The sequence below is a fragment of the Pseudomonas sp. KH_027 genome (genome assembly GCF_057838565.1).
This window is the reverse complement of the sequence record NZ_CM174470.1, coordinates 1,988,706-2,012,150: the sequence shown is the minus strand read 5'-3', so window position 1 is coordinate 2,012,150 and position 23,445 is coordinate 1,988,706. Positions and strand designations below refer to the sequence as shown.

The 23,445-nt window shown below is 58.0% G+C and carries 16 protein-coding genes; 6 read left to right on the top strand and 10 right to left on the bottom strand.

Annotation, left to right across the window (positions count from 1 at the left end; genetic code table 11):
* Window positions 1–197 precede the first annotated feature (197 nt).
* The 5 genes from AC3IYG_RS09500 to AC3IYG_RS09480 form a co-directional block, all read right to left on the bottom strand.
* On the bottom strand, window positions 198–932 hold the full coding sequence (locus AC3IYG_RS09500) for a hypothetical protein (protein ID WP_489313515.1): 735 nt from the start codon (window positions 930–932) through the stop codon (window positions 198–200).
* Window positions 933–944: 12 nt separating this feature from the next.
* Window positions 945–4,031 (bottom strand): efflux RND transporter permease subunit, encoded by a 3,087-nt coding sequence (locus AC3IYG_RS09495; protein ID WP_489313514.1) that lies wholly within the window; start codon window positions 4,029–4,031, stop codon window positions 945–947.
* A complete protein-coding gene (locus AC3IYG_RS09490) occupies window positions 4,028–5,146 on the bottom strand; it encodes an efflux RND transporter periplasmic adaptor subunit (RefSeq protein ID WP_489313513.1) in 1,119 nt (372 codons plus the stop codon). Before AC3IYG_RS09490 ends, AC3IYG_RS09495 begins: the two co-directional genes overlap by 4 nt.
* Before the next feature lie 81 nt (window positions 5,147–5,227).
* Window positions 5,228–5,845 carry a TetR/AcrR family transcriptional regulator gene (locus tag AC3IYG_RS09485; RefSeq protein WP_489313512.1) on the bottom strand — a complete coding sequence of 206 codons (618 nt, stop codon included), beginning with the start codon at window positions 5,843–5,845 and terminating at the stop codon, window positions 5,228–5,230.
* A 457-nt stretch (window positions 5,846–6,302) separates the two neighbouring features.
* Window positions 6,303–7,325, bottom strand: a complete 1,023-nt coding sequence (locus AC3IYG_RS09480; protein WP_489313511.1) for an AraC family transcriptional regulator — start codon at window positions 7,323–7,325, stop codon at window positions 6,303–6,305.
* A 142-nt stretch (window positions 7,326–7,467) separates the two neighbouring features.
* Between AC3IYG_RS09480 and AC3IYG_RS09475 the strand changes: the two genes are divergently transcribed.
* The 3 genes from AC3IYG_RS09475 to AC3IYG_RS09465 all read left to right on the top strand — a co-directional run bounded on the left by AC3IYG_RS09475 (window position 7,468) and on the right by AC3IYG_RS09465 (window position 9,801).
* Entirely contained in the window at window positions 7,468–8,385 is a 918-nt protein-coding gene (locus tag AC3IYG_RS09475) for a fatty acid desaturase family protein (protein WP_489313510.1), read from the top strand.
* Window positions 8,385–8,546 (top strand): rubredoxin, encoded by a 162-nt coding sequence (locus tag AC3IYG_RS09470; protein ID WP_137819632.1) that lies wholly within the window; start codon window positions 8,385–8,387, stop codon window positions 8,544–8,546. The genes AC3IYG_RS09475 and AC3IYG_RS09470 overlap by 1 nt, the downstream gene beginning before the upstream one ends.
* 67 nt (window positions 8,547–8,613) lie before the next feature.
* Complete coding sequence (locus AC3IYG_RS09465) at window positions 8,614–9,801, top strand: NAD(P)/FAD-dependent oxidoreductase (protein ID WP_489313509.1); 1,188 nt, start codon at window positions 8,614–8,616, stop codon at window positions 9,799–9,801.
* A 315-nt stretch (window positions 9,802–10,116) separates the two neighbouring features.
* On the opposite strand, the gene AC3IYG_RS09460 is transcribed toward AC3IYG_RS09465, so the two are convergent.
* From AC3IYG_RS09460 to AC3IYG_RS09450, 3 genes are all read right to left on the bottom strand, one after another.
* On the bottom strand, window positions 10,117–11,487 hold the full coding sequence (locus tag AC3IYG_RS09460; RefSeq protein ID WP_489313508.1) for an IS1182 family transposase: 1,371 nt from the start codon (window positions 11,485–11,487) through the stop codon (window positions 10,117–10,119).
* A 237-nt stretch (window positions 11,488–11,724) separates the two neighbouring features.
* On the bottom strand, window positions 11,725–13,155 hold the full coding sequence (locus AC3IYG_RS09455) for an IS1182 family transposase (RefSeq protein ID WP_489313507.1): 1,431 nt from the start codon (window positions 13,153–13,155) through the stop codon (window positions 11,725–11,727).
* Window positions 13,156–13,307: 152 nt separating this feature from the next.
* Window positions 13,308–15,137, bottom strand: coding sequence for a hypothetical protein (locus AC3IYG_RS09450; RefSeq protein WP_489332175.1), 1,830 nt, complete (start codon window positions 15,135–15,137; stop codon window positions 13,308–13,310).
* Between the two features lie 989 nt (window positions 15,138–16,126).
* Between AC3IYG_RS09450 and AC3IYG_RS09445 the strand changes: the two genes are divergently transcribed.
* Window positions 16,127–16,585 carry a phage infection protein gene (locus tag AC3IYG_RS09445; RefSeq protein ID WP_489313505.1) on the top strand — a complete coding sequence of 153 codons (459 nt, stop codon included), beginning with the start codon at window positions 16,127–16,129 and terminating at the stop codon, window positions 16,583–16,585.
* A 260-nt stretch (window positions 16,586–16,845) separates the two neighbouring features.
* Here AC3IYG_RS09445 and AC3IYG_RS09440 read toward each other — a convergent pair whose 3' ends face one another.
* A complete protein-coding gene (locus tag AC3IYG_RS09440; RefSeq protein ID WP_489313439.1) occupies window positions 16,846–17,811 on the bottom strand; it encodes a GlxA family transcriptional regulator in 966 nt (321 codons plus the stop codon).
* 108 nt (window positions 17,812–17,919) lie between these two features.
* On the opposite strand from AC3IYG_RS09440, the gene AC3IYG_RS09435 reads away from it, so the two are divergent.
* Both AC3IYG_RS09435 and AC3IYG_RS09430 read left to right on the top strand, forming a co-directional pair.
* Entirely contained in the window at window positions 17,920–18,477 is a 558-nt protein-coding gene (locus AC3IYG_RS09435; RefSeq protein WP_489313438.1) for a thioesterase family protein, read from the top strand.
* A gap of 258 nt (window positions 18,478–18,735) precedes the next feature.
* Window positions 18,736–20,109: a transposase gene (locus AC3IYG_RS09430; RefSeq protein ID WP_489313504.1), complete on the top strand. Its 1,374-nt coding sequence runs from the start codon at window positions 18,736–18,738 to the stop codon at window positions 20,107–20,109.
* Window positions 20,110–20,336: 227 nt separating this feature from the next.
* On the opposite strand, the gene AC3IYG_RS09425 is transcribed toward AC3IYG_RS09430, so the two are convergent.
* Window positions 20,337–23,441 (bottom strand): type I restriction endonuclease subunit R, encoded by a 3,105-nt coding sequence (locus AC3IYG_RS09425; protein WP_489313503.1) that lies wholly within the window; start codon window positions 23,439–23,441, stop codon window positions 20,337–20,339.
* Window positions 23,442–23,445: the final 4 nt, after the last annotated feature.

The following is a 23,445-nucleotide window of genomic DNA, read 5'->3' as shown; positions in this document are numbered from 1 at the left end:
GGTCTCGGTCAACTGCGCACTTAGAATCAAGAGGGAGGGACGCCTTTGTACGTAGCACTCGCACAGACGGAACATAAAATGATGAAAACAAAAAAAACGTTCATTTTCCTTTCGGTTTTATTGGTATTAACACTCTCGGCAGTGTCTTACAGGATCGCCATAAACAGGCCTGGCAAGCCAACCGTGTTTGCTTGCCCCTACTCCATCCATGGCTGTGCCATGCCGTTCAACTTCAAGGGCTGGCCCAGTATTCCGTGAGTCGTGCGGGCTTTTGCCAGCTCGATCGGAACTCCATCTCGATAGCAGATCAGGTCGATCTCACCAGGATCTTCTTCCTCTGTTCGCTCAGGTTGATACCCTACCTCCACGGCAAAACCACGCTGCCGCATTAGCTCAGCCAGTCGCAACTCGATCCGCCTTGTTTCACTCATCTGGGCAGCACGGCGGGAGCCAATACGGCGCAGGTTGTTGACCGCCGCAGTAAGGTTATTCTGCTGCGCGACCACCCACGGAAACTGGAAGTTGTAGCGTCCGACTTTGTAGAAAGGTCGCTCGTACAGTGTGGGGACGGGCAATTGGGGCTGCTGTTTCAAGCTACTCGAAAGCGCTTTTAGATCGCTGGTCCAGAAATTCAGAATCGCCTTGGCGGCCACACGACTGCCATTTGGATATTCGCTACAAACCGTCCACCCCGTAATTTTTTTTGCCTTTTCATCTTCCTCGGCCCAGGTCATGGGAAAGCGGTTCTCGCCATCGACTAGTCCACCTAAAGCCAGCCTACTCAACGCTTGAGCCACCACTCCGCACTCGACGTAATGCCGCTGGAATGGCTGAACATACCCGATGACACACCAGTGACCACAACAACTGTCCGATTCGACATAGCGTTTTCTCTCGATATGGCTGTAGTGAAGTGGGCGAAATAGTTTCACCGCACTGTCCAGTTATGCAGGCTGCGCCTCTTGGGCGCGGTGGCTATCGGGCTTGATCTTGAACCAGATGGAGTACATGGCTGGCAGGAACACCAGCGTCAGCACGGTGCCCGCCAAGGTGCCGCCGATTAGCGTGTAAGCGAGCGTTCCCCAGAACACCGAATGAGTCAGCGGGATAAACGCCAGGATGGCTGCCAATGCAGTGAGAACCACCGGTCTGGCACGCTGAACGGTGGCTTCGACCACCGCCCGAAACGGCTCCAATCCTGCTTGTTCGTTATGGTGTATTTGCCCAATCAGGATCAGCGTATTGCGCATCAAGATGCCCGACAGCGCGATCAGACCGACCAATGCGTTGATGCCAAATGGCTGCTGGAAAAGAATCAGCGTGGGTACCACGCCGATCAACCCAAGTGGGCTGGTGAGAAACACCATGACCATTGCCGAGATCGACCGCACCTGCAAAATCAGGATGATCAGGGTGAGCGCCAGCATGCTCGGAAACAGGGGCAGCATCGCCACCATCGCCTTGCCGGACTCTTCAATGGAACCGGCCTCCTGGATGCGATAGCCACTCGGCAATATTTCCATGAGGGGCTGCAACTGCTGGGTGATTGCCGCTGATACGTCTGGCGGTTGCATCCCCTCAGCTATGTCTCCACGTACGGTAATGGTCGGCACCCGGTCGCGCCGGCGCATGATCGGCTCTTCCATGCGCACGTCGACCTCGCCAACCTGCGACAGCGAAATGCGCTGACCGTTGGTGCCTGCCAAGGTGAAGTCCATGACCTTGGCAGGATCGAAGCGTGTGGCTCCGGCTGAACGCGCCATCACCTGAACTGTGCGGATGTCCTCGCGGACGGCGGTAATTGGCACACCGCTCAAGAGAAACTGCAACTGCTGCGCAACGGCACTAGAACTCAGGCCCACGGCCTGGAGCCGGTCCTGCTGCAACGTGAAGTGCAGTGTGGGTGTGCGCGAGCCCCAGTCGGTGTTAACTGTGCGCATCATCGGGCTGGCCTCCATCACCTTCTGCACCTGGTCAGCTATACCACGCAGCGTGTCCGGGTCTGGGCCAGCCACTCGATAGGCGACCGGGAATGGCGAGTACGGGCCGAACACCAGCTGGGTGACTCGTACACGTGCCTCACCGGCCAGACCCTCGGCAATTGCCTGGCGTAGCCGGTGTTTCAACGTTTCGCGTTCAGTTTCGTTGCCAGTGCGGATCACGATCTTGGCGAAAGACGGGTCCGGCAGTTCCGGGCTCATTGCCATGTAAAAACGCGGGGCGCCCTGACCGATGTAAGCCGTGACAATCTTGGCTTCGTCTTGCTTAGCTAGCCAGGCTTCAACCTGTGCCGCTGCGGCGCTGGTTTGGGCAATCGAGGTGCCGTAGGGCATCTGCACTTCGACCAACACTTCGGGGCGATCGGAGATGGGGAAAAACTGTTTCTTGACCAGCCCCATGCCAACGATGGCGGCCACAAATAGACCAATTACAGCCCCTGCCACCAGCCACTTGTTGGCGATAACCCGCGTCAACACTTGGCGGAAACGGTTGTAGCGCGGCGTGTCGTACAGCGTGTCGTGGCCGCCCTCCACTGGTTTGACGTTGGGCAGCAACTTGACGCCGAAATACGGCGTAAACGCCACGGCCACCAGCCAGGAAGCAATCAGTGCGATACCGACAATCCAGAACATATTGCTGGTGTATTCGCCGGCCGTGGAGCGGGCAAAACCGTTGGGCATAAAGCCGACCGCCGTGACCAAGGTGCCCGACAGCATTGGCGCAGCGGTGTGGCTCCAGGCATAGGCAGACGCGGCGATGCGGCTGTAGCCTTCCTCCATCTTCACCACCATCATCTCGATGGCGATGATGGCGTCATCCACCAGCAGGCCCAGCGCCAAGATCAGCGAACCCAAGGTGATGCGGTCGAAGTTTTTCCCGCTCGCGGCCATCACCACAAACACGATTGCCAGTGTCAGCGGCACCGCCGCCGCGACTACCACACCCACGCGCCAGCCCATGCTGAGAAAACTCACCAGCATGACCACCAGCAGCGCGACGAAGAACTTGACCATGAACTCGTCCACCGCCGAGCTGATGTTGACCGCCTGATCCGTGACCTTGCTCAAGCTCATGCCCAGGGGCAGCTCGCTATTGATTGCCCCGACCTCGCCGTCCAGCGCCTTCCCCAGGTCCAGACCGTTCCAGCCATCGCGCATGACGATGCCCAGCAACAACGCTGGTTCGCCGCCATTGCGGATCAAAAAGGTCGCTGGGTCTTCATAGCCACGTGTGACTGTAGCGACGTCCGACAGCTTCAGCGTGCGGCCCTGCGCCACGATAGGCGTGTCGCGGATTTTCTCGAGTTGATCGAACGCGCCGTCCAGGCGCAGGAACACCTGCGAGCCTTTGGTTTCCACCGAGCCCGCCGGGGTCAGCGCGTTTTGCCCATTGAGTGCGGCGAACACCTCTTGTGGGCCAATGCCCAGGGTGGCCAAGCGCTCATGGGAAAACTCGACATAAATGCGCTCAGGTTGCTCGCCAATGATGTTGACCTTCTTCACTCCCGGCACATGCAGCAAGCGTTGCCGCAGGGTTTCCGCATCACGCACCAGGACACGCTGCGGCTCGCCTTTGGCCTTGAGCGCGAACAGGGCGAAGGTGACATCCGAATACTCGTCGTTGACCATTGGCCCGATCACGCCGGCCGGCAGTTCCTTGGCTTCATCAGCGACTTTTTTACGCGCCTGATAGAACTCCTCCGGCACTTGCGAAGGCGGCGTAGTGTCGAGCAGAGATAAGGTGGTGAAGGCTAGGCCAGGTCGGGTATAGGTTTCGCTGCGGTCGTACCAGCGCAGCTCCTGCAGACGTTTTTCGATTTTTTCCGCGACCTGGTCCTGCATTTCCTGGGGCGTCGCGCCAGGCCAGGCAGTAACGATGGTCATGACCTTGACGGTAAAGGCGGGGTCTTCCGCACGCCCCAGCTTGAAAAAGGCGATGAGCCCAGCCAGTGAAATCAGCAGGACCATAAACAGGGTGACCGAGTGCTCGCGAACCGCGAGGGCCGACAGGTTGAAACGACCCTCGCTCATGGACGGGCTCCCGCAACCGCGGCGATACCGCCTTGAGCGGGCACGCGCACCTGCTGGCCTTCACGCAGCAGGTGCGCACCCAGCGCGACGATACGCTCGCCGGTCTTCAGCGGGCTACTCACGCTCGCGCCGGCTTCATCCAGGTGCTCCACCACCACCGCTTGCCAATGAACTTGTGCGGGCTCGCCGCTCACCACCCAAACGCCTGGGCCGTTGCCAGCGTCGTACAGCGCACCGATGGGCACGTACAGGCTGCCTGCTGGCACCCGCGAAAGCGTGTCTGCAATCTGCAAGGTGATGGTGCTGCCCAGCGGTGCGTTTGCCAGCTCGCCTTCCAGCACATAGCGCGCTTCGAACGTCCTGGTTTGCTGATCGGCCACATCGGAGAGCTGCCTAAGCTGGGTGGCAACGCCAACGCCTTGTGTACCAAAAAGCGTGGCCTGGGCCGCAGACCCGAGCACCGGACGCAGGGTTTCCGGCAATTGAATAACTGCTTCACGCGGTCCGGCGTGCGCCACCCGCACCACTACTTGGCCTGCGCTAACGACTTGGCCAGGCTCGACCAGCGTGTCCATGACAACGCCATCAGCATCGGCCAGCAATTCGGTGTAGGTCGTGGCATTGACCGCTACTTCCGCCTGCGCCCGGGCCGCGCTGAGCTGGGCCTTGGCCGCATCGGCAGCTGCCTTGTACTGGTCGTAGGCCGAGGCCGATATCGCCCCGGTTCCGCGCAACCTACGGTAACGCGCCTCATCGTCACCCGCTTGCTGCGCCCGTGCTCGCGCAGCGGTCACGGCCTCGCGCTGAGCATTGGCAGCCAGCTTTAGATCGACAGGGTCAAGGCGCATAAGGGCCTGACCACGTTTGACGGTTTGCCCGGTGTCTACCAGTCGCTCAAGCACCTTGCCGGCTACACGAAAGCCCAGGTCACTTTCGATGCGGGCCGCCACCGTTCCAGTGAACGCGCGCGGGGCGGTAGTCGCCTCCTGAACTGTTGCGACACGTACCAACGGCGCAGCGGTACGTGGATCGATTGGCGTTGGTTCGCCGCAAGCGACTAGCGCAAAGGGCATTACGCAGATAACGGCAGGTAAAACGAGGCGACGCCGGAGCATGAGAGTCTCATCACGAAAGGATCAGGACTCACACTCTGAATCGAGTGACCAATTTAGTCAATGGTCACAGTGATGGTGTTGTTAAGGCGAGAGGCTACGCAATACCAAACCGGAGAGGTGCGCCGGCGCCTCATCGATATAGTCGAAGCCGTGCTGCAAGAGCAGCGGATTAAGGAACGGGCGGATAACCAGATAAATCGCCATCACGGTTTCATCCAGCGGTGTTTTGCGCTCGAAGTCACCGCTTTGCCGACCGGCTTGCAGGATCGTTTTAATCAGCTCGCGAATGCGTTCTTCGTAAGCCAACGTTGCCTGCCAGCGTTCAGTGGCGGCTGAAGCCGCGATTTCGTAAAGTTTTCGGTCGTCCGAAAATAGGCGAAGACTGGCCACGACAATAACCTTGAACAGGCGTCGCACCTGCTCTGGAGGCTGATCGATCTCAACAACTGCTGCCCTGACCTCTGCCTCGATTTGGCTCAGGCAATTGGCGCAGATCATTTCGCCGATGGCCTGTTTGGATTCGAAAAACTTGTAGATATACGCTTTGGAAAAACCAATGGCTTTGGCTAGGTCCGAGACGGTGGTTTTCTCGTAACCATACAGACTGAAATGCTCGGTGGCTGCAGCCACGATCTGGTCGCGCACGTCATGGTTTGCGGGGCCGCGTACGGGAACAGCTGGGGTAAGTGTTTTGTTCATGAGCGGCAGCTTACTGCCAGTTGGAAATCGGCACAACAAGTGACCCGGAAAGACAATAGTCACTATAACGTGAAGGCAAAGAGTCGAGTATGGTGCCTTCTCGCTCTAGCACTTGAATTCGATCGAGCTGATTGAACAATGTGCAAGCGAGCTGCATTGCATCGGCGCAACGCAAAGGTCTGCAGGAAGTTGCCTGGCGGGATTGCCACTGATCGCGGCGGAGGTCGTTCTCCGTGTTCTATTTCTGACAGCACGCACGCCTTGATAGAGGCATGCGGGCATGCACGGATGGCGCGAAACTAGCTGGCTTTGTTGAAGTCCCGGTTGAATGCAACCACGGCTTCATGACTAGGGCTGCGGGCAAAGAGTTCAGGGGGCGCGCAATGAACGCCTCCCGCTTCTGTGCCGCAGCTTCCTTCACTGCAGCCGCCAATGCCTGCTGCACCTCATCGTGCGCTCACCGCCTTGAGATTTTCCGATACTCGCTCGGTGACTGTCCGAACCAGCGCCGGAACGCACGCGCGAAGGCTGTAGGGTCACCGTAGCCAAGCTGAAACGCCATCTCTTCCTGCTTCATCTCAGTGTTTTCCAACAGTTGCCCAGCTAGTTGTTTACGCTCCGCCTCGACGAGATTGCGAAAGCTGGTGCCTTCCTCTGTCAGCCTGCGACGCAGGCTGCGCGGTGCCATCGCCAACTGACTCGCAACATCTTCGAGGGAGGCCACCAGCCCCGCCGAACCCAGGAGAAGCTGTCGGACCTGGCCGGTGATGCCGCCGACCTGCCGTCTCTCCAGTTGCGCGCGGCACTGCTCTTCCAGTAGCCGGACCAGATGTACGTCGTACATCGGCAGAGGCAACTCCGCATCCTGCCGACGCAGCACGATGGCGTTGCGCGAACATTCGTAGTGTGGCGCGATGCCGCTGAGTGCTTCGATCCGGTTCGCGTGCGCCGGCGGCCTGCCCTGAAACTCGAGCCGCAGCACGTGCAGTCCCGACAGCGCAAGCTCGTCGAACAGACGGATGCTTGTCGCCATATCTCGCTCCAGTAGGAACTGCCGCAGGTGATGCGGGATCGCCGAGGCGTCGAGGCTGGTGCCGTATTCGTGCTGATCGCAGAATATCGCCAATCGGCAGTACGCCGTGCTCAGCGGCAGATAGCGCAGCGCGCACTGAATGGCCTCGCGCAGATTGCGACTGGTTCGCAGCGCAAATCCCCAGATGCCGAACGTCGCCACGTTGTAGCGCAGGCCAAGTTCGAAGCCCAGTGCGGGAACGTCCGGCAAGGCGAGCATCAGGTTTTCAATCAGGCGCATCTCCTGCTCGCGTGCGATCAGGGCATCCGCGTCCCGCAGCTGCGCTTCGATGATGCCGGTACCTAGCAGACAGGTCTGCGCATCGACGCCGTAGCGCGCAGCGAAGTTCACCATCACCTGACTGATGGCGACGGGGTGCTGGAAGCTCGCGTGCTTTGGTATGCCCATGCCGGAATCTTCTGAAACAACGGTGCGATACGACCTGGCCAGAAATGCATGGCAAAAGGCCTCCCATATCCTTCAAGGGTACACGACTCCCCGTTAAGGTTGCGCAACCAACAAACAACAAGAACGTCCCGGGAGGACGATCATGGGTCAGGACCTCAACGCGCTGAATAAACAGGCCATCGCCACGGCACGCGAATACACCAGCGAACTAGCCTGGCCGACGATGGCGCTGCTGCTACTGGTGTGGGCATTGCTTATCGTGAACTTTTACCTGTTCGCGATAGGCCAGTTGTCCCTGGCACCTGCAATACTGATCTACGCCGTCGTCACCTACATGTCCTATACACCTCTGCACGAGGCTGTACATGGCAACATTCATGGCGATCACGATCGACTGCAGTGGCTCAATGACCTCTGTGGGTACCTAGTAGCACCTTTGATCATGGTGCCGTTCTCTACTCACAAGGTTGAACATTTCACGCATCATCGCTACACCAACCAGCCGGACAAGGATCCGGACTACGTCGTTAGCGGCATGCGCGGTGGATTTCTCGCCTTCTTGGTTTGCGGATTTCGTTTTCTGTGGACTCAGAACACCTTCCTGTTCCGCGACTATTGGGCGACCGCTCCGCGACGGGTAAAGGCAGCCTACATTGCGGAAGTGCTGTTCGCGATCGGCTGCCGGGTCGCGTTCATTACGCTGATTGCGCGAGAACATACTTGGGCACTGCTGGTGTTCGGCTACTTGGCCGGTGCATTCTTTGTCTCGTACTGGTTCGCATATCGCCCTCACCTGCCGTACAAGGACTCCACTCGTTACCGGAACACCAACAGCCTGATCATGCCCGGGTGGATGAAACCGTTGGAGTGGTTCTGGCTCGGTCAGAACCTGCACTCCGTGCACCACCTGTTTCCGCGGGTGCCGTTCTATCGCTACCACGCATTGCATCGCCGGATCGAGCCGGCCATGCGTGCCCACGGTACGCCCATGATCGGTATTTTCAGCCGACGCAACGTCGAAAGCGAAGACGCCCAATTGCGCACCACGGAGTCGTCCTGATGTTTCGCCAATACCTCTGTGAAATCTGCGGCCACATCTATGACGAAGCGCTGGGCGCGCCACAAGAGGGTATTGCGCCTGGGACCCGCTGGGAGGACGTGCCGGACAGTTGGGTATGCCCCGATTGCGGCGTCACCAAAAGCGATTTCGTCCTTCTGTGAGTCCTGAGTTCCCATCAGTGAAGGGCATCCAAGTGCATTCCAACAATGGGTACGGAGCAAATCTGAGATGAAGCCACTGATAATTGTTGGTACAGGGCTAGCGGGCTATACCCTGGCGCGCGAGTACCGCAAACGTGAACCGAATGCGCCTTTGGTATTGCTGACCGACGACGATGGCGCGTTCTACTCCAAGCCTCGCCTGTCGAACGCCTTTAAGGACGGCAAGTCAGCCGATCAACTGCTGCAAATGCCGGCCGATGAGATGGCCAAACAGCTCAATGCAACCATTCTCACTGGCGTTTGTGTGTCCATGATCGATCCGCAGGCGAACACCCTGTTGGTCGATGGCCAGACGCTTGCCTGGAGCAAACTGGTCCTAGCCTGCGGAGCAAATCCGGTTCGCCTGCCTCTTGCTGGCGATGCTGTCGATCAAGTGCTCTCGGTCAACAACAGACTCGATTATGCCTCGTTCAGAGAAGCTCTGATCGGCAAGCGAAGCGTTGTGTTGCTGGGCGCCGGACTGATCGGCTGTGAGTTTGCCAACGATTTGGCGGGACATGGTTTTGCGGTGACGGTGGTCGACTGTGCGCCCCACCCTCTGGGGCGCCTGCTCCCGGTTGAGGGTGGTGCCGCCTTGCAGAAACGACTTGAACAAGCGGGGGTGCGCTTTCGTTTCGGCAGCAGCATCGCTCGCGTCGACCGAAGCGCAGCTTCATTGAAACTCACACTCGATGACGCCAGCGTCCTGGACGTTGACATGGTGTTGTCTGCTGTCGGGCTGATGCCGAGGGCTGAACTCGCCACCGCTGCTGGCCTTGCAGTGCAGCGCGGCATCGTCACCGATCAAATGCTGCAAACCTCACACCCGGACATTTATGCCCTCGGTGACGTTGTGCAAATTGACGGTTGGGTGCTGCCGTTTGTGTTGCCGCTGATGGCTCAGGCTCGCGCTCTCGCGGCCACGCTCAGCGGCCAGCCCACGCCTGTGCACTATCCGGCGTTTCCAGTGACCGTCAAAACACCCGCCTGCCCCACCGTTATCTGTCCACCAGCCTCAGGTATCGATGGCCAATGGCTGAACAAAACGCTGCCCGATGGCTGGCGTGGTGAATATCGGTCAACGGGGGGTGAGCTTCATGGCTTTGCACTTATGGGAGAAACCGCCATAAGAGATCGCCTTTTGCTTGCCAAACAGATCAAGGACTGGTTGCCAGCCCTGCCCCACCTTTCAATAACTGAATGTTTACCGGCGTGAGTTGAATCAACGCGAACGAGTGACGACCTGTTTTTTCTGAACGACATACTGAGGTGTGAGTCGCCCCTAAACTTGTAGATATTCAATGACTGTTTCTGGCCGGTTTCAACCGAATTCCACAGGCCCTTTGGGTCGGTAACGGGCAGAAAACGGCCGATTCTGTTGAAAAAGTAGCTTCAGCGGCAGCCTGCCGATCAGGTGTGCCTGCTGTCGAAGTGGCTGCAAGCCACATCAGGTTGCCTTTCGACGTTTCGCTGAGCGTCCTTGCTCAGGTTTAAGGGTTAATTCGAGGGTTTCTGCTCGCCGCAGACGTACCTATCCCGTGAGCGGTGGCCCTTGAGGCAAAAGCTTGGCCATGCGGCGCAAGTTCTGCACCGTCGCGGCCAGGGTGAATTCGTCAGTCGCGCCCGTCAGGCCGCGCAGTCGTAAACGGTCGAGCTTCATAATCCGTTTGAGGTGGGCGAAGAGCATCTCGACCTTCTTGCGCTCGCAGTGGGAACGGAGGTACTCCGGCGTCTTGGCAATGCGTCGCGCTACGTCGCGAGCCGCTTCATGGATACTGCGAACGATCTTGCGGTTCGGCGTGTTGGGGCAGCACTTCGCTTTCAGCGGGCAGGTGGCGCAGTCGGCTTGGCTGGAGCGGTAGATGATGGTGTTGGCCTTGGTCACCCGCGATCTTTGTTGGGTGAAAGCACGCCATTCACTGCGTAACGGTTTGCCAGTTGGGCAGCGGTATTCATTGGCCTCCTGGTTCCAGTGAAAGTCGTTGCTGGAGAGGCTGTCGTCCTTGCGCTCGGTCTTGTCCCACACCGGCACATGCGGCTCGATGTCCTTCTCTTCGACCATCCAGGCCAGCATCGGCGCAGTGCCATAAGCGGTATCGCCAATGAGGCGTTCTGGGGTGAGGTCGAACTGCGCTTCGACGCGCTCCACCATCGTTTTGGTCGACTCGACTTCGGCAGTCCGATGCGCCGGCGTGGCCTCCACATCCAGGATCACGCCGTGTTCAGTGTCGATCAGGTAGTTGGTGGCGTAGGCAAAGAAGGCCGGGCCACCTGGCGCGGCGGTCCAACGCGCCTGCGGATCGGTGAGCGAAATCTTCTTGGGCAGGGCTTCAGCCAGCGCCTCCTCATCGAGGGCTTCGAGGTACTCGCGCACGGCGCGGGTGCTGAGCGCTGGATCGCGCCAGTCAACCTCATCGCCCGCCACCCCACGTTGCCGGCTGGCATCGGCCTTGATGATGCTGGCGTCGACGGCGAATCCTTCACCCTTGACCAGGCCGGCCGCCATGCAGCATCGCAGCACCTCATTGAACAACCAGCGGAACAGATCGCTGTCACGGAAACGGCCGTGGCGATTCTTCGAGAAGGTCGAGTGATTGGGGACTTCATCTTCCAGGCCCAGCCGGCAGAACCAGCGATAGGCCAGGTTCAGGTGCACCTCTTCGCACAATCGCCGCTCGGAACGGATGCCGTAGCAGTAGCCGACAACCAGCATGCGCACCATCAACTCCGGATCAATCGACGGGCGTCCGATGGGGCTGTAGAAATCAGTCAGGTGGGCACGCAGGTCACTGAGATCCAGGCACTGGTCGATGCTGCGCAGGAGGTGTTGGGCCGGGACGTGATCTTCCAAATTGAACGAGTAGAACAGGCGCTGCTGTCCTCCCGGTAACTGTCCCATCATGCTGTTCGCCCCCATGCTCGCTGACAAAACGATTTTGCCAACAGCGTGGGGAGGCAGCTACTTTTTCAACAGAATCGGCCCAGAGTGTGTAAAAACACTTTCGTAGTTTAGGTGCCGCATCCCAGCGCTCCTGGACGAGGCGATTGCCCAAGCATTTGCCACGATCAGCACCGGTAACATTCCAGAGCGTTTATAAAGCGCTTTAGCGCCTCCTGGAGCAGCGAAAGGCGGGGCTTTTTACGCCGCCATCGCCTTCAACAAGCCTTCGTTGCCGATGATTTTCATAACCCGCTTCATGTTGTAGGCGAGCACATTCAGGCTCATCTCCGCGCTGACTCCGACCAGTCTGCGAGTCAGGAAATGCGTCGAGCCCATCCATTGTTTGAGCGTCCCGAAGGGATGCTCAACAGTCCGTTTACGAACCCGCATCATCTCTGGTGCATGGTTCAGGCGGCTCTGCATTTCTTCCAGCACTGCTTCATGTTCCCAGCGCCTAACTCGCCGTTGCTTACTCGGTGTGCACTGAGTTTTTAGCGCGCAATTCTGGCAATTTGAACTCCAGTAACAGTGCAAATTCATGCCTTTCTCAACACTGGAGAAGCGCCAGATCAGCGCCTCTCCAGCCGGGCAGATATATTCGTTTTTCGTCGCGTCATAAACGAAGGCATCTTTATTGAATCGCCCATCCGCCTTCGCGCCGGAGGTCATCGGTTTCGGCACATAGGCGGTGATGTTTGCGTCGTGACAGGCCAGGATTTCTTCGCCTTTGAAATAGCCCCGGTCAGCTACTACCGCCAGAGTTTCTGACCCCATCGCTTCCCGAGCCTGCTTCGCCATCGAGCTGAGTTGGTCGCGGTCAGAGCCGACGTTCGTGACCTCGTGGGCAACGATCAAATGGTGCTGGGTATCGACCGCAGTCTGTACGTTGTAGCCGACGATTCCATTGCCGCGCGTCATCATCGAGCGGGCATCGGGATCAGTCAGCGAGACCTGTTTGTCTGCCGAAGCGTTGAGCTGAGATTCGATCGCCTGAAGCTCTTTCATTTGAGTTTTAAGCTTCTCGATTTTCTCCTCCAAGCGCGCAGCGTCAGGCTCAGAGGCAGTTGGTACTTGCCGATCAGCCGCATCAAGGGAGGTCAGGTAACGGTTGATCCTTGACTCGATTTCTTCCATTCGCCGCTTCAGCTTTGCGCTGGTGAAGTTGCGGTCGCGGTTGTTAACAGCCTTGAATTTGCTGCCATCGATGGCAACCAGGTTTTCTCCGAACAGCCCCAACTGTTGGCAGAGCAAAACGAACTGGCGGCAGACGCCGCGAATGGCCTTGCTGTTGTCTTTTCGGAAGTTGGCGATGGTCTTGAAGTCGGGCATCAAGCGCCCGGTTAACCACATCAGCTCGACGTTGCGTTGAGCTTCTCGCTCAAGACGCCGGCTGGATTGGATTCGGTTTAGATAGCCGTAGATATACATCTTCAGCAGGATCGCGGGGTGATATGCCGGTCTGCCGGTTTCGGCTGGAATGACGCCATCAAAACCCAGCGTGGCCAGGTCGAGTTCGTCGACGAAGACATCGACCACGCGCACTGGATTGGTATCGCTGACGTAGTCGTCGAGGCTTTCAGGAAGTAAGGTGCTTTGACCTCGGTGTTCACCCTGGATAAACCGTTTCATAGGCGACCCTTGCGATGAAATTCTCAGAAATCATAGCAAGGGTTTGTACGAGCGTTTTTACACACTCTGGGCCAGAAGCAGCCGTTCGAAACAGGCCGTTTCTGATTCCGCCTAGAATGCTGACTCCGAAATTATGAGCAATTCAAATTCGCTTATTGCTCGTCGCAATTGGCGTTGCCGCAGCCCTGAATGCACTGTTGATTGGCGGCGCTCATGTGCTCGACGTCGTTGCAGGCGTAGACGGAAAACCAGTTCTTTTTCGCGGCGGCGCAGGCTTCGGTTTTGTACGGCACGGTAACGCTTTGCACCGGGTCGCCGGGGGCGCATTGGTAGGTGGCGTTTAGGGTTTTCATGCCGCTGTCGGCGGCGACTTTGGCAACGATGTCGTCGAGTTTTTGGCTGCGCTCGGCGTGACCGGCGGTGCTGCCCATGCCGGCGATGTTTTGTAGGGTGGCGGTGGAGACATCGGTGCCGGCGCTGCTTGCGACGGCAGAGCTACCTTTGAGGGTGCTGTTATTCCCCATGCTGGCGCCGCTGAGGGTGGACAAGGCAGGTTGGCTGCCGGCGCTGCTCTGTACACCGAGATTGCGCTGGGCGGTGGCGATGCCGCCGGCTTTGCCGTCGGAGAGGATGTCGGCGGCCATGCCGGTGATCATCTGGTTGCGGATAGTGCTGGAAACGCCGGACACCGAACTGACTGCACCTGCGCCAATGCCGATGGCCATGACCTTGCCGAACATGTCGCCACTGCCTTCTTCGGCCTCAGCAGCGGCTTGTTGACGTGCGGCGGCTTGTTGTTGGGCGCGCTGCTGAGCTTGTTGGTTGGCGGCGATTTCGCCACGCAGGCGGTCATTTTCAAAACGGGTTTTGTACAGCGCATCCACCCGTTCGCCCTTGACGAACTCGCAGCGCTCGGGGCTGCCGTTGACGGTGCAAATGCCGTTGCCATCGGGCGCGAAGCCACTCATTTCGCCTTCGTAGGCTTGAACGCCAGCAACACTTACCTGGCCTTGGGAAAAACCTAGCCCGCCGTTACTGGCGACCATCTTGCCGCGTACTTGCAGGTTGGAATCCAGGCGCGACCAGGTGATGGTGCCGCTAGGCATACCCTTTTTGAATGAACCGCTGATGCGCTCCATGCCCGTGGCATCGTAAGCGTCGACATCACCGGACCAGGTGTTTTGTTCGCAGCGTCCGCTAACAATTCGCCAGCCAGGAAAGCCGCAGGTTTGACCGCTGCTGGCGAGTTGTTCCGGTGCCAATTGGCGCGGCCCGAGTTTGCCGTTGTTGGCGATTGCCTGGAATACCTTGCCGTCCGCGGCGGTAACTTTTACCAGGCCGTCTTCCAAGTGGCCGAGATCAAAATTGCCTTCAACTTGCTCGCCGTTGGCAAAGCGCATAACGCCAGGACCGGTGGCCATTTTGAATTGCTCGATGCCGCCGCTGGTAAATATCAGGTAACCGGCGAAAGACTCCAACTCGGGCAGCGTGTACTTCGGAGCCTCGGGGTTGTTGTTGTATTGGATTGCGGCGTGTTTGGACTGACTGGGTAAATTGCAGTTGCCGGTCCAAGTATTGCCTTGGGGGTCGCCGATGGTGCAGGGGCCGGGCCGGACCCACACGCCAGTCGCTGCACCGACCATGTAGAACTCGTTGCTATTCAGGGTCCAGCCGGTAGGTGAAATGTAAGCACCTTTAGAGCCAGCCATGCAGCCCATGCCACCGGTTAGGAGGCCTTCCAGCTCTCCCTTGAAAATCAGCGTGCCATTGGGACGAAACACTTCACCCTCGCCGCTCAACAGGGAGTTTGACGTAGCAAACTCGCCTTTGCACGTAGAGCTTAGCTGCCCCTGAGCGTCATAGGCACGCGCCGAACCCTGGCCGTTGGGTGCGCTGTTTTTAAATTGGCCGGTGTACTCGAAGACGTAGGCGCTGGTTTGGTAACGGTGAAAACCATCACCATCGGGAATAGTGGTCGGCAAGGTCGCCAACGAGTAGCCCACACAACCCGAGAGCAAAAAGTACGCAGAATATAGACCCACCAAGCGGCCAACATGAGTAACGCGTGAGTGTACAAGCAGGCGCATAAAAAGGACCGTCCCTAGTGGTGTCGGCAGATACCCCGGCGCTCACGCCCCTCTCCTGACGTTAGCACCGGTATTCCCTGTTCGAAAAAGTTGTGTAGTGACCAGCAGTCAAAGTGATTGCAGAGTGCCACAGTCGCAGATAGCGGTCCAAGCCCAGGAGCAGCCGCCTGGGACTATTCGATGGATGGCTATTTTTCCTCCGGCACCGTCGGCAAATCGTGGTTGACGCGCAAGCGCGACACCATCACGCCAGCCTTGTAGCCGGGGGCTCATGAAGTCGGAAATGACCAACAGATCGCTGAGCGAGGTACGTCCAGCGTTTTTCTGTATGCATGGTTCGAGTCAATTGCATTCGTGCTCAGGATTGTCGCGTTTATCCTAAGTTCTGCGACGACTCAATTGCCTCATACGGTAAAGACTTTGTGGATCGCCCTAAATTTTGTAGACACTTCAGATGGTTTGCTGGACTACCCCCGCCCCGGTAGACATCCCCGGCCTATGCTTCTAGCCGACACCAGGCATTCCCTTAGGGCAATGAGGTCTCCAGGTTGTCGTCGAAGCTTCCCCGAATGGCAGAGCGTTCAGGCGGGAACCTGGTAGACATTCACCGTGCGAATATGGGTTCGTGAGGATGGTTCGGGGCGAATCACCGATCAAAGGGCAGCGAGGCGCTTAACGCCAAAATCCGGTTTCCAAGCGCCGATGCCAGGGCTGTATGCCAGCACGATCATGCTGGTTTTTTACGTAAACGATTGATATGTAAATATTTTATTAACAATCAATGACATTGATGCTCACTATCGCGACCGTTCACTTCTTAATCGAATCCCCGTGAGTACCATAGGCCCCGTACCCACTTTCCAGCCCCCACGAGGAGCCACCCAATGAAAAGCCAAGTCTTCGCCAGCCTGATCCTGGCCAGCCTGTCCGCTAGCGTTTTTGCTCTGCCGTATGACCAACCTGAGTTCACTCAGGGCGTAGTCAAAACCAGCTTCAGCCATGTCGCAGAAAGCGGTGCTGACCGTACCGGCGCGAACCGTGTTGCTGAAGGCGGCGCTGATCGCGCTTCGAATCGCATTGCTGAAAGCGGCTCTGACCGTGCCTTGGAGCGCATTGCTGAAGGTGGCGCTGATCGCACCTCGAATCGCATCGCTGAAAGCGGTTCTGACCGTGCCCTGGAGCGCATTGCTGAAGGTGGTGCTGATCGCACCTCGAGTCGCATTGCTGAAAGCGGTTCTGACCGTGCCCTGGATCGCATTGCTGAAGGCGGCGCTGATCGCGCCTCGGACCGCATCGTCGAAAGTGGTTCCGATCGCCTGCTAGACGCACACAATGTTGCTTGATCGGCCACGGTTACTCGGCGGAAAGCCCGGCACTTGTCGGGTTTTTTTATTGCTCTGATCGCCAAACGTTACGAGTCAAGCAGGAGCCGCGGTTCTTTCTGCATAGTGGTGGCACGGCACGAGTGTCCACATCGGGTCGGCAGTTGCCGGTCACGACAGGCCTGAACCGGCCAGAAGCAGCCCTCGGAAATAGCGTTAGCACCCCAAGGGGGTTTCAAGTTGAGCGTTTTTGAATCAGTAGGAGCTTTAAAACTGCCGGTTCAGCACCTCGTCGCTTGAAACTTCTTCCGATAGGCCGCCGGCAGCAGGCCAACCCGCTTGAGGAACAGGCGGCGAAAAGAGTTGCTGTCCTCGTAGCCGACCTTGTAGGTAATGCTGTCCAGGCTCATCTGCGTTGTTTCCAGCAGTTGCTTGGCTTGTTCCAGCCTTAAGGTCTGGAGGTAGGCGATCGGCGTGTAGCCGGTGGCTTCCTTGAAGCGCCGCTTAAAGTTGCGCACGCCGAAACCGAATCGCTGAGCCAGCTCATCAATCAGCATCGGCTCTACAAAATGCTCATCCAGCCAATTTTGTACCTGCAGAACTCCCAGGTCGCCATGGCTCTTGGGCATGGACCAGAGCACGTAACAGGACTGCTCGTTGCGCACGTTGTCGATCAACAAGTATCGGCTGCACTGCTGGGCAAGGCTCAGGGAAGCAAAGCAACGGATCAGATGGAGCAGCAGGTCCAAGGCGGCACTGGCACCACCGCTGGTGATCAAGCGGTTGTCCTCGCAGAGAATTTGCCGCGCGTCCAGGTGCAGGTGCGGATAACGACGCCGGAAGAACTCGGCGAAGGCCCAGTGGGTGGTAGCGCGGCTGGTCTCCAGCAGGCCGGTTTCGGCGAGCATAAAGGCGGCCGAACATATGGCCGCAACTGTGGCGCCCTGGGTGTGCTGTCGTCGAAGCCATTTGCCATAGTGCTCAAAGGTCGGCAGCACGTCCTTGAGCGTGAAGAGAAACCCAGGAATCACCACCAGTTCGGTCCACTCTATCTCGTCCAAGGCACAGTCGACCTGAATCCGCTGGCCGCCCATGGCGGTGACTTCGCGTCCCTGCAGAGAGGCCGTCACCAACTCGAATACAGGCGTTTGTCCGCCAGAAAAATGGTTGGCCACGTTGAACATCTCCATGGCGATGGACGCGCTTGCGGCAGAACACTGGTCAGCGAGCAGTAAGGTGACGTGCATTGTACGGCCTTGCAGTTTTCGCATAGAAAAAGTCATTTCTGAATCTACCTCAGTAGACAGGCCTGTCGCTAGACTGCGCCGCTCATTCACCAACTCGTTAGTAAGCCCATGAATCTCTGGTTTCGATTGTTACTGATGCTAATGCGCCGCCCCTGGCGCAAGCCCGTGCACGGCCTGGATACGACAGTGATCCGCATGCGTGTCTGGCCGCTGGATCTCGATTTCAACCGGCATGTCACCAATGGCCGCTACTTCACCCTGGCCGATGTCGGCCGCATGGACTTCGTGCTGCGCAGCGGCGCTTTCCGGGTTGCGCTGCGCCATAAGGCGCTGCCCATCGTTGGCGACACCTGGGGCAAGTTCCGCCGCGAACTGCGCCTGTTCGAGCGCTTCGAGATTCACAGTCGAATGCTGGGCTGGGACGAAAAATGGAGTTTCATGGAGCACCGCTTCGTGAAAGAGGGACGGGTCATCGGCGTAGTGCTCATGCGGGGCCTTTTTCGCTCGCCAAAGGGCACAGTGGCGCCGAGTGAGTTCGTACGTGAACTAGGGCTGAGCGAGAAGTCTCCCACCCAGCCGCAATGGCTGCACGACTGGTCCGCCAGCTGCGACAGCATGAGCCTGTGCCTGCGTGATGAGGAAACAGCGCCTAGCGCCAGCCAGTGAAGCGCGAGGTCTGCCTTAGGCGAACTGACCGGAATTATCCTCAAGGGAATCCCTGCGGGAAGAAGAGATCGGCGGACTGGAAAATGCAGCCTGAGTTACTAACTCGATCCTGGCTTCATGGATGCATTTCGAATGCACTTTCCTGGCCGAGAACAGGTATTCACTAAGGGCAGATATCGGCTGATTCTGTTGAAAAAGTAGCTCCCCTAACCGGCCTCCGGCAAAATCTCTGCATTGGCCGGCGGGGAATCACAGAGCATGATGGGACAGTTATCGAGTGGGCAGGAGCGACTGTTTTACTCGTTCAACCTTGAAGATCACATCCCAGCCAATCACCTTCTGCGCAGCATTGATCAATGTCTCGATCTGAGCGACCTGCGCCATTACCTCGCCGATTTCTATAGTCCGATTGGGCGTCCGTCGATTGATCCTGAGCTGATGATCCGCATGCTGATCGTCGGCTACTGCTATGGCATCCGCTCCGAACGACGGTTGTGCGAAGAGGCCCATTTGAACCTGGCTTATCGTTGGTTCTGCCGGTTGAGCCTTGAAGATGAAGTCCCTAATCACTCGACCTTTTCCAAGAACCGACACGGCCGTTTTCGGGACAGTGATCTGTTTCGCTGGTTGTTCAATGAAGTGCTGCGTCGCTGCATGGACGCCGGCTTGGTTAAAGGCGAAGGCTTTGCCGTGGACGCCAGCATCATCAAAGCGGATGCGAGTCGGCAGCGCGGCGTACCGGGTGATGAACCGGTCAACTGGAGCGATCCGGCCCTGAGCACCCGCGCCGTGCGTGAGTACCTTGAAGCCCTCGATGAAGAGGCTTTGGCCGAAACGCTACCGAAGCGCCTGTCGCTGACGGATCCTCAGGCCCGCTGGACCGCTGCTCCAGGCGGCCCAGCGTTCTACGCTTATTCCACGAATTATCTGATCGATACCGAGCACGGCGTGATCATGGATGTGGAACCCACACCGGCTCATCGAACCGCAGAAGTCGAGAGCACCAAGACGATGATCGATCGGGTCGAAGCGCAGTTCGACATCAAGCCGGAACGCCTCATTGGCGACACCGCTTACGGTACAGCGCCGATGTTGGCCTGGATGGTGGAGGAAAAAGACATCGAGCCGCATGTGCCGGTGTGGGACAAAACCGAGCGCAAGAACGACAGCTTTTCGAGTAACGATTTCCACTGGAATGAAGAGGCCGAGGAATACCGCTGCCCAGCCGGCAACGTATTACGCAGCGAATGGCGCGCCTTCAAGAACGAGCGTTCGCACGTCACCAAAGCCAACACCATTATCTTCCGATCCAGACAGACCGACTGCGCGACATGCCCGATGAAAGCCAAGTGCTGCCCGAACACTTCGATTCGTAAGATCGTCCGCAGCGTCCATGAAGCCGCTCGTGATGTGGCTCGACGCATCGCAGCGACGCCGGAGTACGTGCGCTCTCGCCACGAACGTAAGAAGGTCGAAATGTTGTTTGCCCACCTCAAGCGCATCCTGAAACTGGATCGCTTGCGACTACGTGGAATGAGTGGTGCGACCGATGAGTTCACGCTGGCCGCTGCGGTGCAGAACCTGCGACGGCTGGCCAAATTTACCTCTCAAGGGCCACCCGTCACGGGATAGGTGCGCCTGCACTAAGCAAAAAACCTCAAACTAACCCAATAACAGAGCAGCAAAGGTCAACGAAGGGCCGAAAAACCACTCAATGTGGTGAGTAGGTTCTCCAGTGGTAGTCGTGCCTGAGTTCAGACGATCTGAAAATCCGACTTTTTCAACAGAATCGGCCGATATCTGCCTGTCAATGCTTACATAGGGTTGAACAACCCGATCCAGAGTATTTATATGAATCCTTACATCCACGCTTCACAAAGCGACTCAGCCTGCGCCAGCACCAACTGGGCAGCCTCTTCCTGCTGATCTGGTGGGTATTTGTATTTGCGGAGAATCCGTTTGACCAGCAGCCGCAGTTTGGCGCGCACGCTATCGCGGCTGTTCCAATCCACACTCACGTTCTTGCGCAAGCTATCGGTTAGCTCATGGGCGATTTTGGCTAGGGTTTCATCACCCAGTTCACGCACCGAGGCTTCGTTATTGGCCAGGGCATCGTAAAACGCTAACTCATCGTCGTTCAGGCCCAGCTCATTACCGCGCTTACTGGCGGCGGCGAACTTCTTGGCCATTTCGATCAGTTCTTCGATCACCTGCGCGGTTTCAATGGAGCGGTTTTGGTATCGCTTGATCACACTGTCGAGCAACTCAGAGAACTTCTTCTCCTGGGCCAAGTTGGTAGAAAAGCGGCTCTTGATCTCCCCCTCCAGCAAACGCTCCAGTAGCTCAACCGCCAGGTTCTTCTCCGGCAGGTTGCGCACCTCGGCGAGGAAGTCTTCATCCAGCAGGCCGATATTAGGCTTGTCCAGGCCGACAGCCTGGAACACATCCACCACCTCACCCGACACCACGGCGTTGCCGATGATTTGACGGATGGCCAGCTCACGCTCTTCGTCGGTCTTTTTCTGCTGGCTGACTTCACGCTTGATCAGGATCACTTTGATCGCCTGGAAGAACGCCACCTCCTCGCGCACCGCCTTGGCTTCATCCAAGGTGCAGCACAGGGTGAAGGCCTTGCTCATAGCCAGGGCGTTATCGGCAAAACGCTTCTTGCCATCTTTCTCACCCAGCACATGGTTGGCGGCACCGGCCAACAGCTTGTGCCCGCCGGTGAGGAAATCACTGTAATCGAAGCCATGCAGCAGGCTGCGTAACACATCGAGCTTTTCTTCCAGTACGGCGTAGGCCTCATGGACATCCACCGTTGGCCGGCCACGGCCTTTGCTGGCGGTGTATTCCTTGAGCGCGGCCTTCAGTTCGTTGGCGATGCCGATGTAATCCACTACCAGGCCGCCCTGCTTGTCCTTGAACACGCGGTTTACCCGCGCGATGGCCTGCATCAGGTTGTGGCCCTTCATCGGCTTGTCGACGTACAGGGTATGCACGCAAGGCGCATCGAATCCGGTTAGCCACATGTCCCGCACTATCACCAACTTGAGCGGGTCTTTCGGGTCTTTGAAACGCTTTTCCAGGCGCTTTTTCACCTGATTACTGTAGATATGCGGGCGCAGCAAAGCCTTGTCTGAGGCGCTGCCGGTCATCACCACTTTGATTGCGCCCTTCTCCGGGTCTTCATCATGCCAATCGGGGCGCTGGGCGATGATTTCGTTGTACAGATGCACGCAAATCTCACGACTCATGGCCACTACCATGGCCTTGCCGTTCTGTGCCTGATTGCGCTCTTCGAAGTGCGCTACAAGGTCCTTCGCCACACTCTGAATGCGCGGCTCGGCACCCACCACTTTTTCCAGCGCGGCCCAGCGGCTTTTCAGGCGAGACTGCTGGTCCTCTTCCTCGTCTTCAGCTAGCTCATCAACTTCCTCATCGATATGCACCAGCTCGCTATCCTTCAGCGACAGCTTGGCCAGCCGCGACTCGTAGTAGATAGCCACAGTGGCGCCGTCTTCCTTGGCCTGCTGCATGTCGTAGACGTGGATGTACTCGCCGAACACCGAACGGGTGTCACGGTCTTCGCTGGACACTGGCGTGCCGGTAAAGGCCACGAAAGTGGCATTGGGCAAGGCATCACGCAGGTGCTGGGCGTAACCCACCTGATAGCGGGCGCTGCTTTCGGCAGCCTTGAGCACATTGGGCGCCTTCAATTCGGCGGCAAAACCATATTGGGTACGGTGCGCCTCATCGGCGATCACCACGATGTTCGATCGGTCGGAGAGCACCGGGAACGTGTCTTCATCCACCCCGGGCATAAACTTCTGAATGGTGGCGAAGACAATGCCACCACTCGGGCGATTAGCCAGTTTCGCGCGCAAGTCACCGCGCGATTCCACCTGTACCGGCTGCTCGCGCAACAGATCCTGCGATAGAGAAAACACACCAAACAGCTGGCCATCCAGGTCGTTACGGTCGGTGATCACCACAATGGTCGGATTCTCCATCGCAGCTTCCTGCATCACCCGTGCTGCGAAGCAGGTCATGGTGATGCTCTTGCCCGAACCCTGGGTATGCCACACCACCCCGCCCTTGTGCGTACCACCAGGACGGGAAGCTTTTACCACCTGTTGGATCGCCGCGCGCACGGCGTGGAACTGGTGGTAACCGGCGATCTTTTTCACCAACCGGCCATCATCCTCGAACAACACGAAGTAACGCAGGTAATCCAACAACAGCGCCGGCGCCATTACCCCCCGCAGTAGGGTTTCCAGCTCGTTGAACTCGCCCAGCGGATCAATGTTGATGCCATCGATGGTGCGCCAATTCATAAAGCGCTCACCGTCGGCCGACAGCGAGCCCATGCGCGCCTCGCTGCCGTCGGAGATCACCAGAATCTGGTTGTACTGGAACACATCCGGGATCTGTTCCTTGTAGGTCTGGAGCTGGTCAAAAGCCTTCCAGATATCGGCATTCACATCAGCGGGGTTCTTCAATTCCAGCAGCACCAGCGGCAGGCCGTTGACGAACAGGATGATGTCCGGCCGACGGGTATGCTTCGGCCCCTGAATGCTGAACTGATTGATCGCCAGCCAGTCGTTGGCCTTCACCTCAGCCCAGTCAATCAGCCGAACGAAATCGCCACGGGTTTCGCCATCCTTTTGGTACTGCACCGACACACCGCTGACCAACAGACGATGAAACAGCCGGTTGGCCGACAACTGAACCGGTACGCCCAAGTCCAGCACTTGCTTGAGCGCATCCTCACGCGCCGCCAGCGGTACGTTCGGGTTGAGCTTGGCAATCGCTGCGCGCAAGCGCTCCACCAACACCACCTGGCGGTAACTGTCGCGCTCGGGACTGTCGCCATCGTGGGCAATGTCTGGCCCATAAACGTGGGTGTAGCCAAGCTCAGCGAGCCATTCGAGTGCTTCTTGTTCCAGCTGGTCTTCGGTCATGCCG

What these genes read in the sequence shown, in the direction of transcription:
- AC3IYG_RS09495 (WP_489313514.1), bottom strand. Translation starts at nt 4,031, where the DNA reads ATGAGCGAGGGTCGTTTCAACCTGTCGGCCCTCGCGGTTCGCGAGCAC.
- AC3IYG_RS09490 (WP_489313513.1), bottom strand. Translation starts at nt 5,146, where the DNA reads ATGCTCCGGCGTCGCCTCGTTTTACCTGCCGTTATCTGCGTAATGCCC.
- AC3IYG_RS09485 (WP_489313512.1), bottom strand. Translation starts at nt 5,845, where the DNA reads ATGAACAAAACACTTACCCCAGCTGTTCCCGTACGCGGCCCCGCAAAC.
- AC3IYG_RS09480 (WP_489313511.1), bottom strand. Translation starts at nt 7,325, where the DNA reads ATGGGCATACCAAAGCACGCGAGCTTCCAGCACCCCGTCGCCATCAGT.
- AC3IYG_RS09475 (WP_489313510.1), top strand. Translation starts at nt 7,468, where the DNA reads ATGGGTCAGGACCTCAACGCGCTGAATAAACAGGCCATCGCCACGGCA.
- AC3IYG_RS09470 (WP_137819632.1), top strand. Translation starts at nt 8,385, where the DNA reads ATGTTTCGCCAATACCTCTGTGAAATCTGCGGCCACATCTATGACGAA.
- AC3IYG_RS09465 (WP_489313509.1), top strand. Translation starts at nt 8,614, where the DNA reads ATGAAGCCACTGATAATTGTTGGTACAGGGCTAGCGGGCTATACCCTG.
- AC3IYG_RS09460 (WP_489313508.1), bottom strand. Translation starts at nt 11,487, where the DNA reads ATGATGGGACAGTTACCGGGAGGACAGCAGCGCCTGTTCTACTCGTTC.
- AC3IYG_RS09455 (WP_489313507.1), bottom strand. Translation starts at nt 13,155, where the DNA reads ATGAAACGGTTTATCCAGGGTGAACACCGAGGTCAAAGCACCTTACTT.
- AC3IYG_RS09445 (WP_489313505.1), top strand. Translation starts at nt 16,127, where the DNA reads ATGAAAAGCCAAGTCTTCGCCAGCCTGATCCTGGCCAGCCTGTCCGCT.
- AC3IYG_RS09440 (WP_489313439.1), bottom strand. Translation starts at nt 17,811, where the DNA reads ATGCACGTCACCTTACTGCTCGCTGACCAGTGTTCTGCCGCAAGCGCG.
- AC3IYG_RS09435 (WP_489313438.1), top strand. Translation starts at nt 17,920, where the DNA reads ATGAATCTCTGGTTTCGATTGTTACTGATGCTAATGCGCCGCCCCTGG.
- AC3IYG_RS09430 (WP_489313504.1), top strand. Translation starts at nt 18,736, where the DNA reads ATGATGGGACAGTTATCGAGTGGGCAGGAGCGACTGTTTTACTCGTTC.
- AC3IYG_RS09425 (WP_489313503.1), bottom strand. Translation starts at nt 23,441, where the DNA reads ATGACCGAAGACCAGCTGGAACAAGAAGCACTCGAATGGCTCGCTGAG.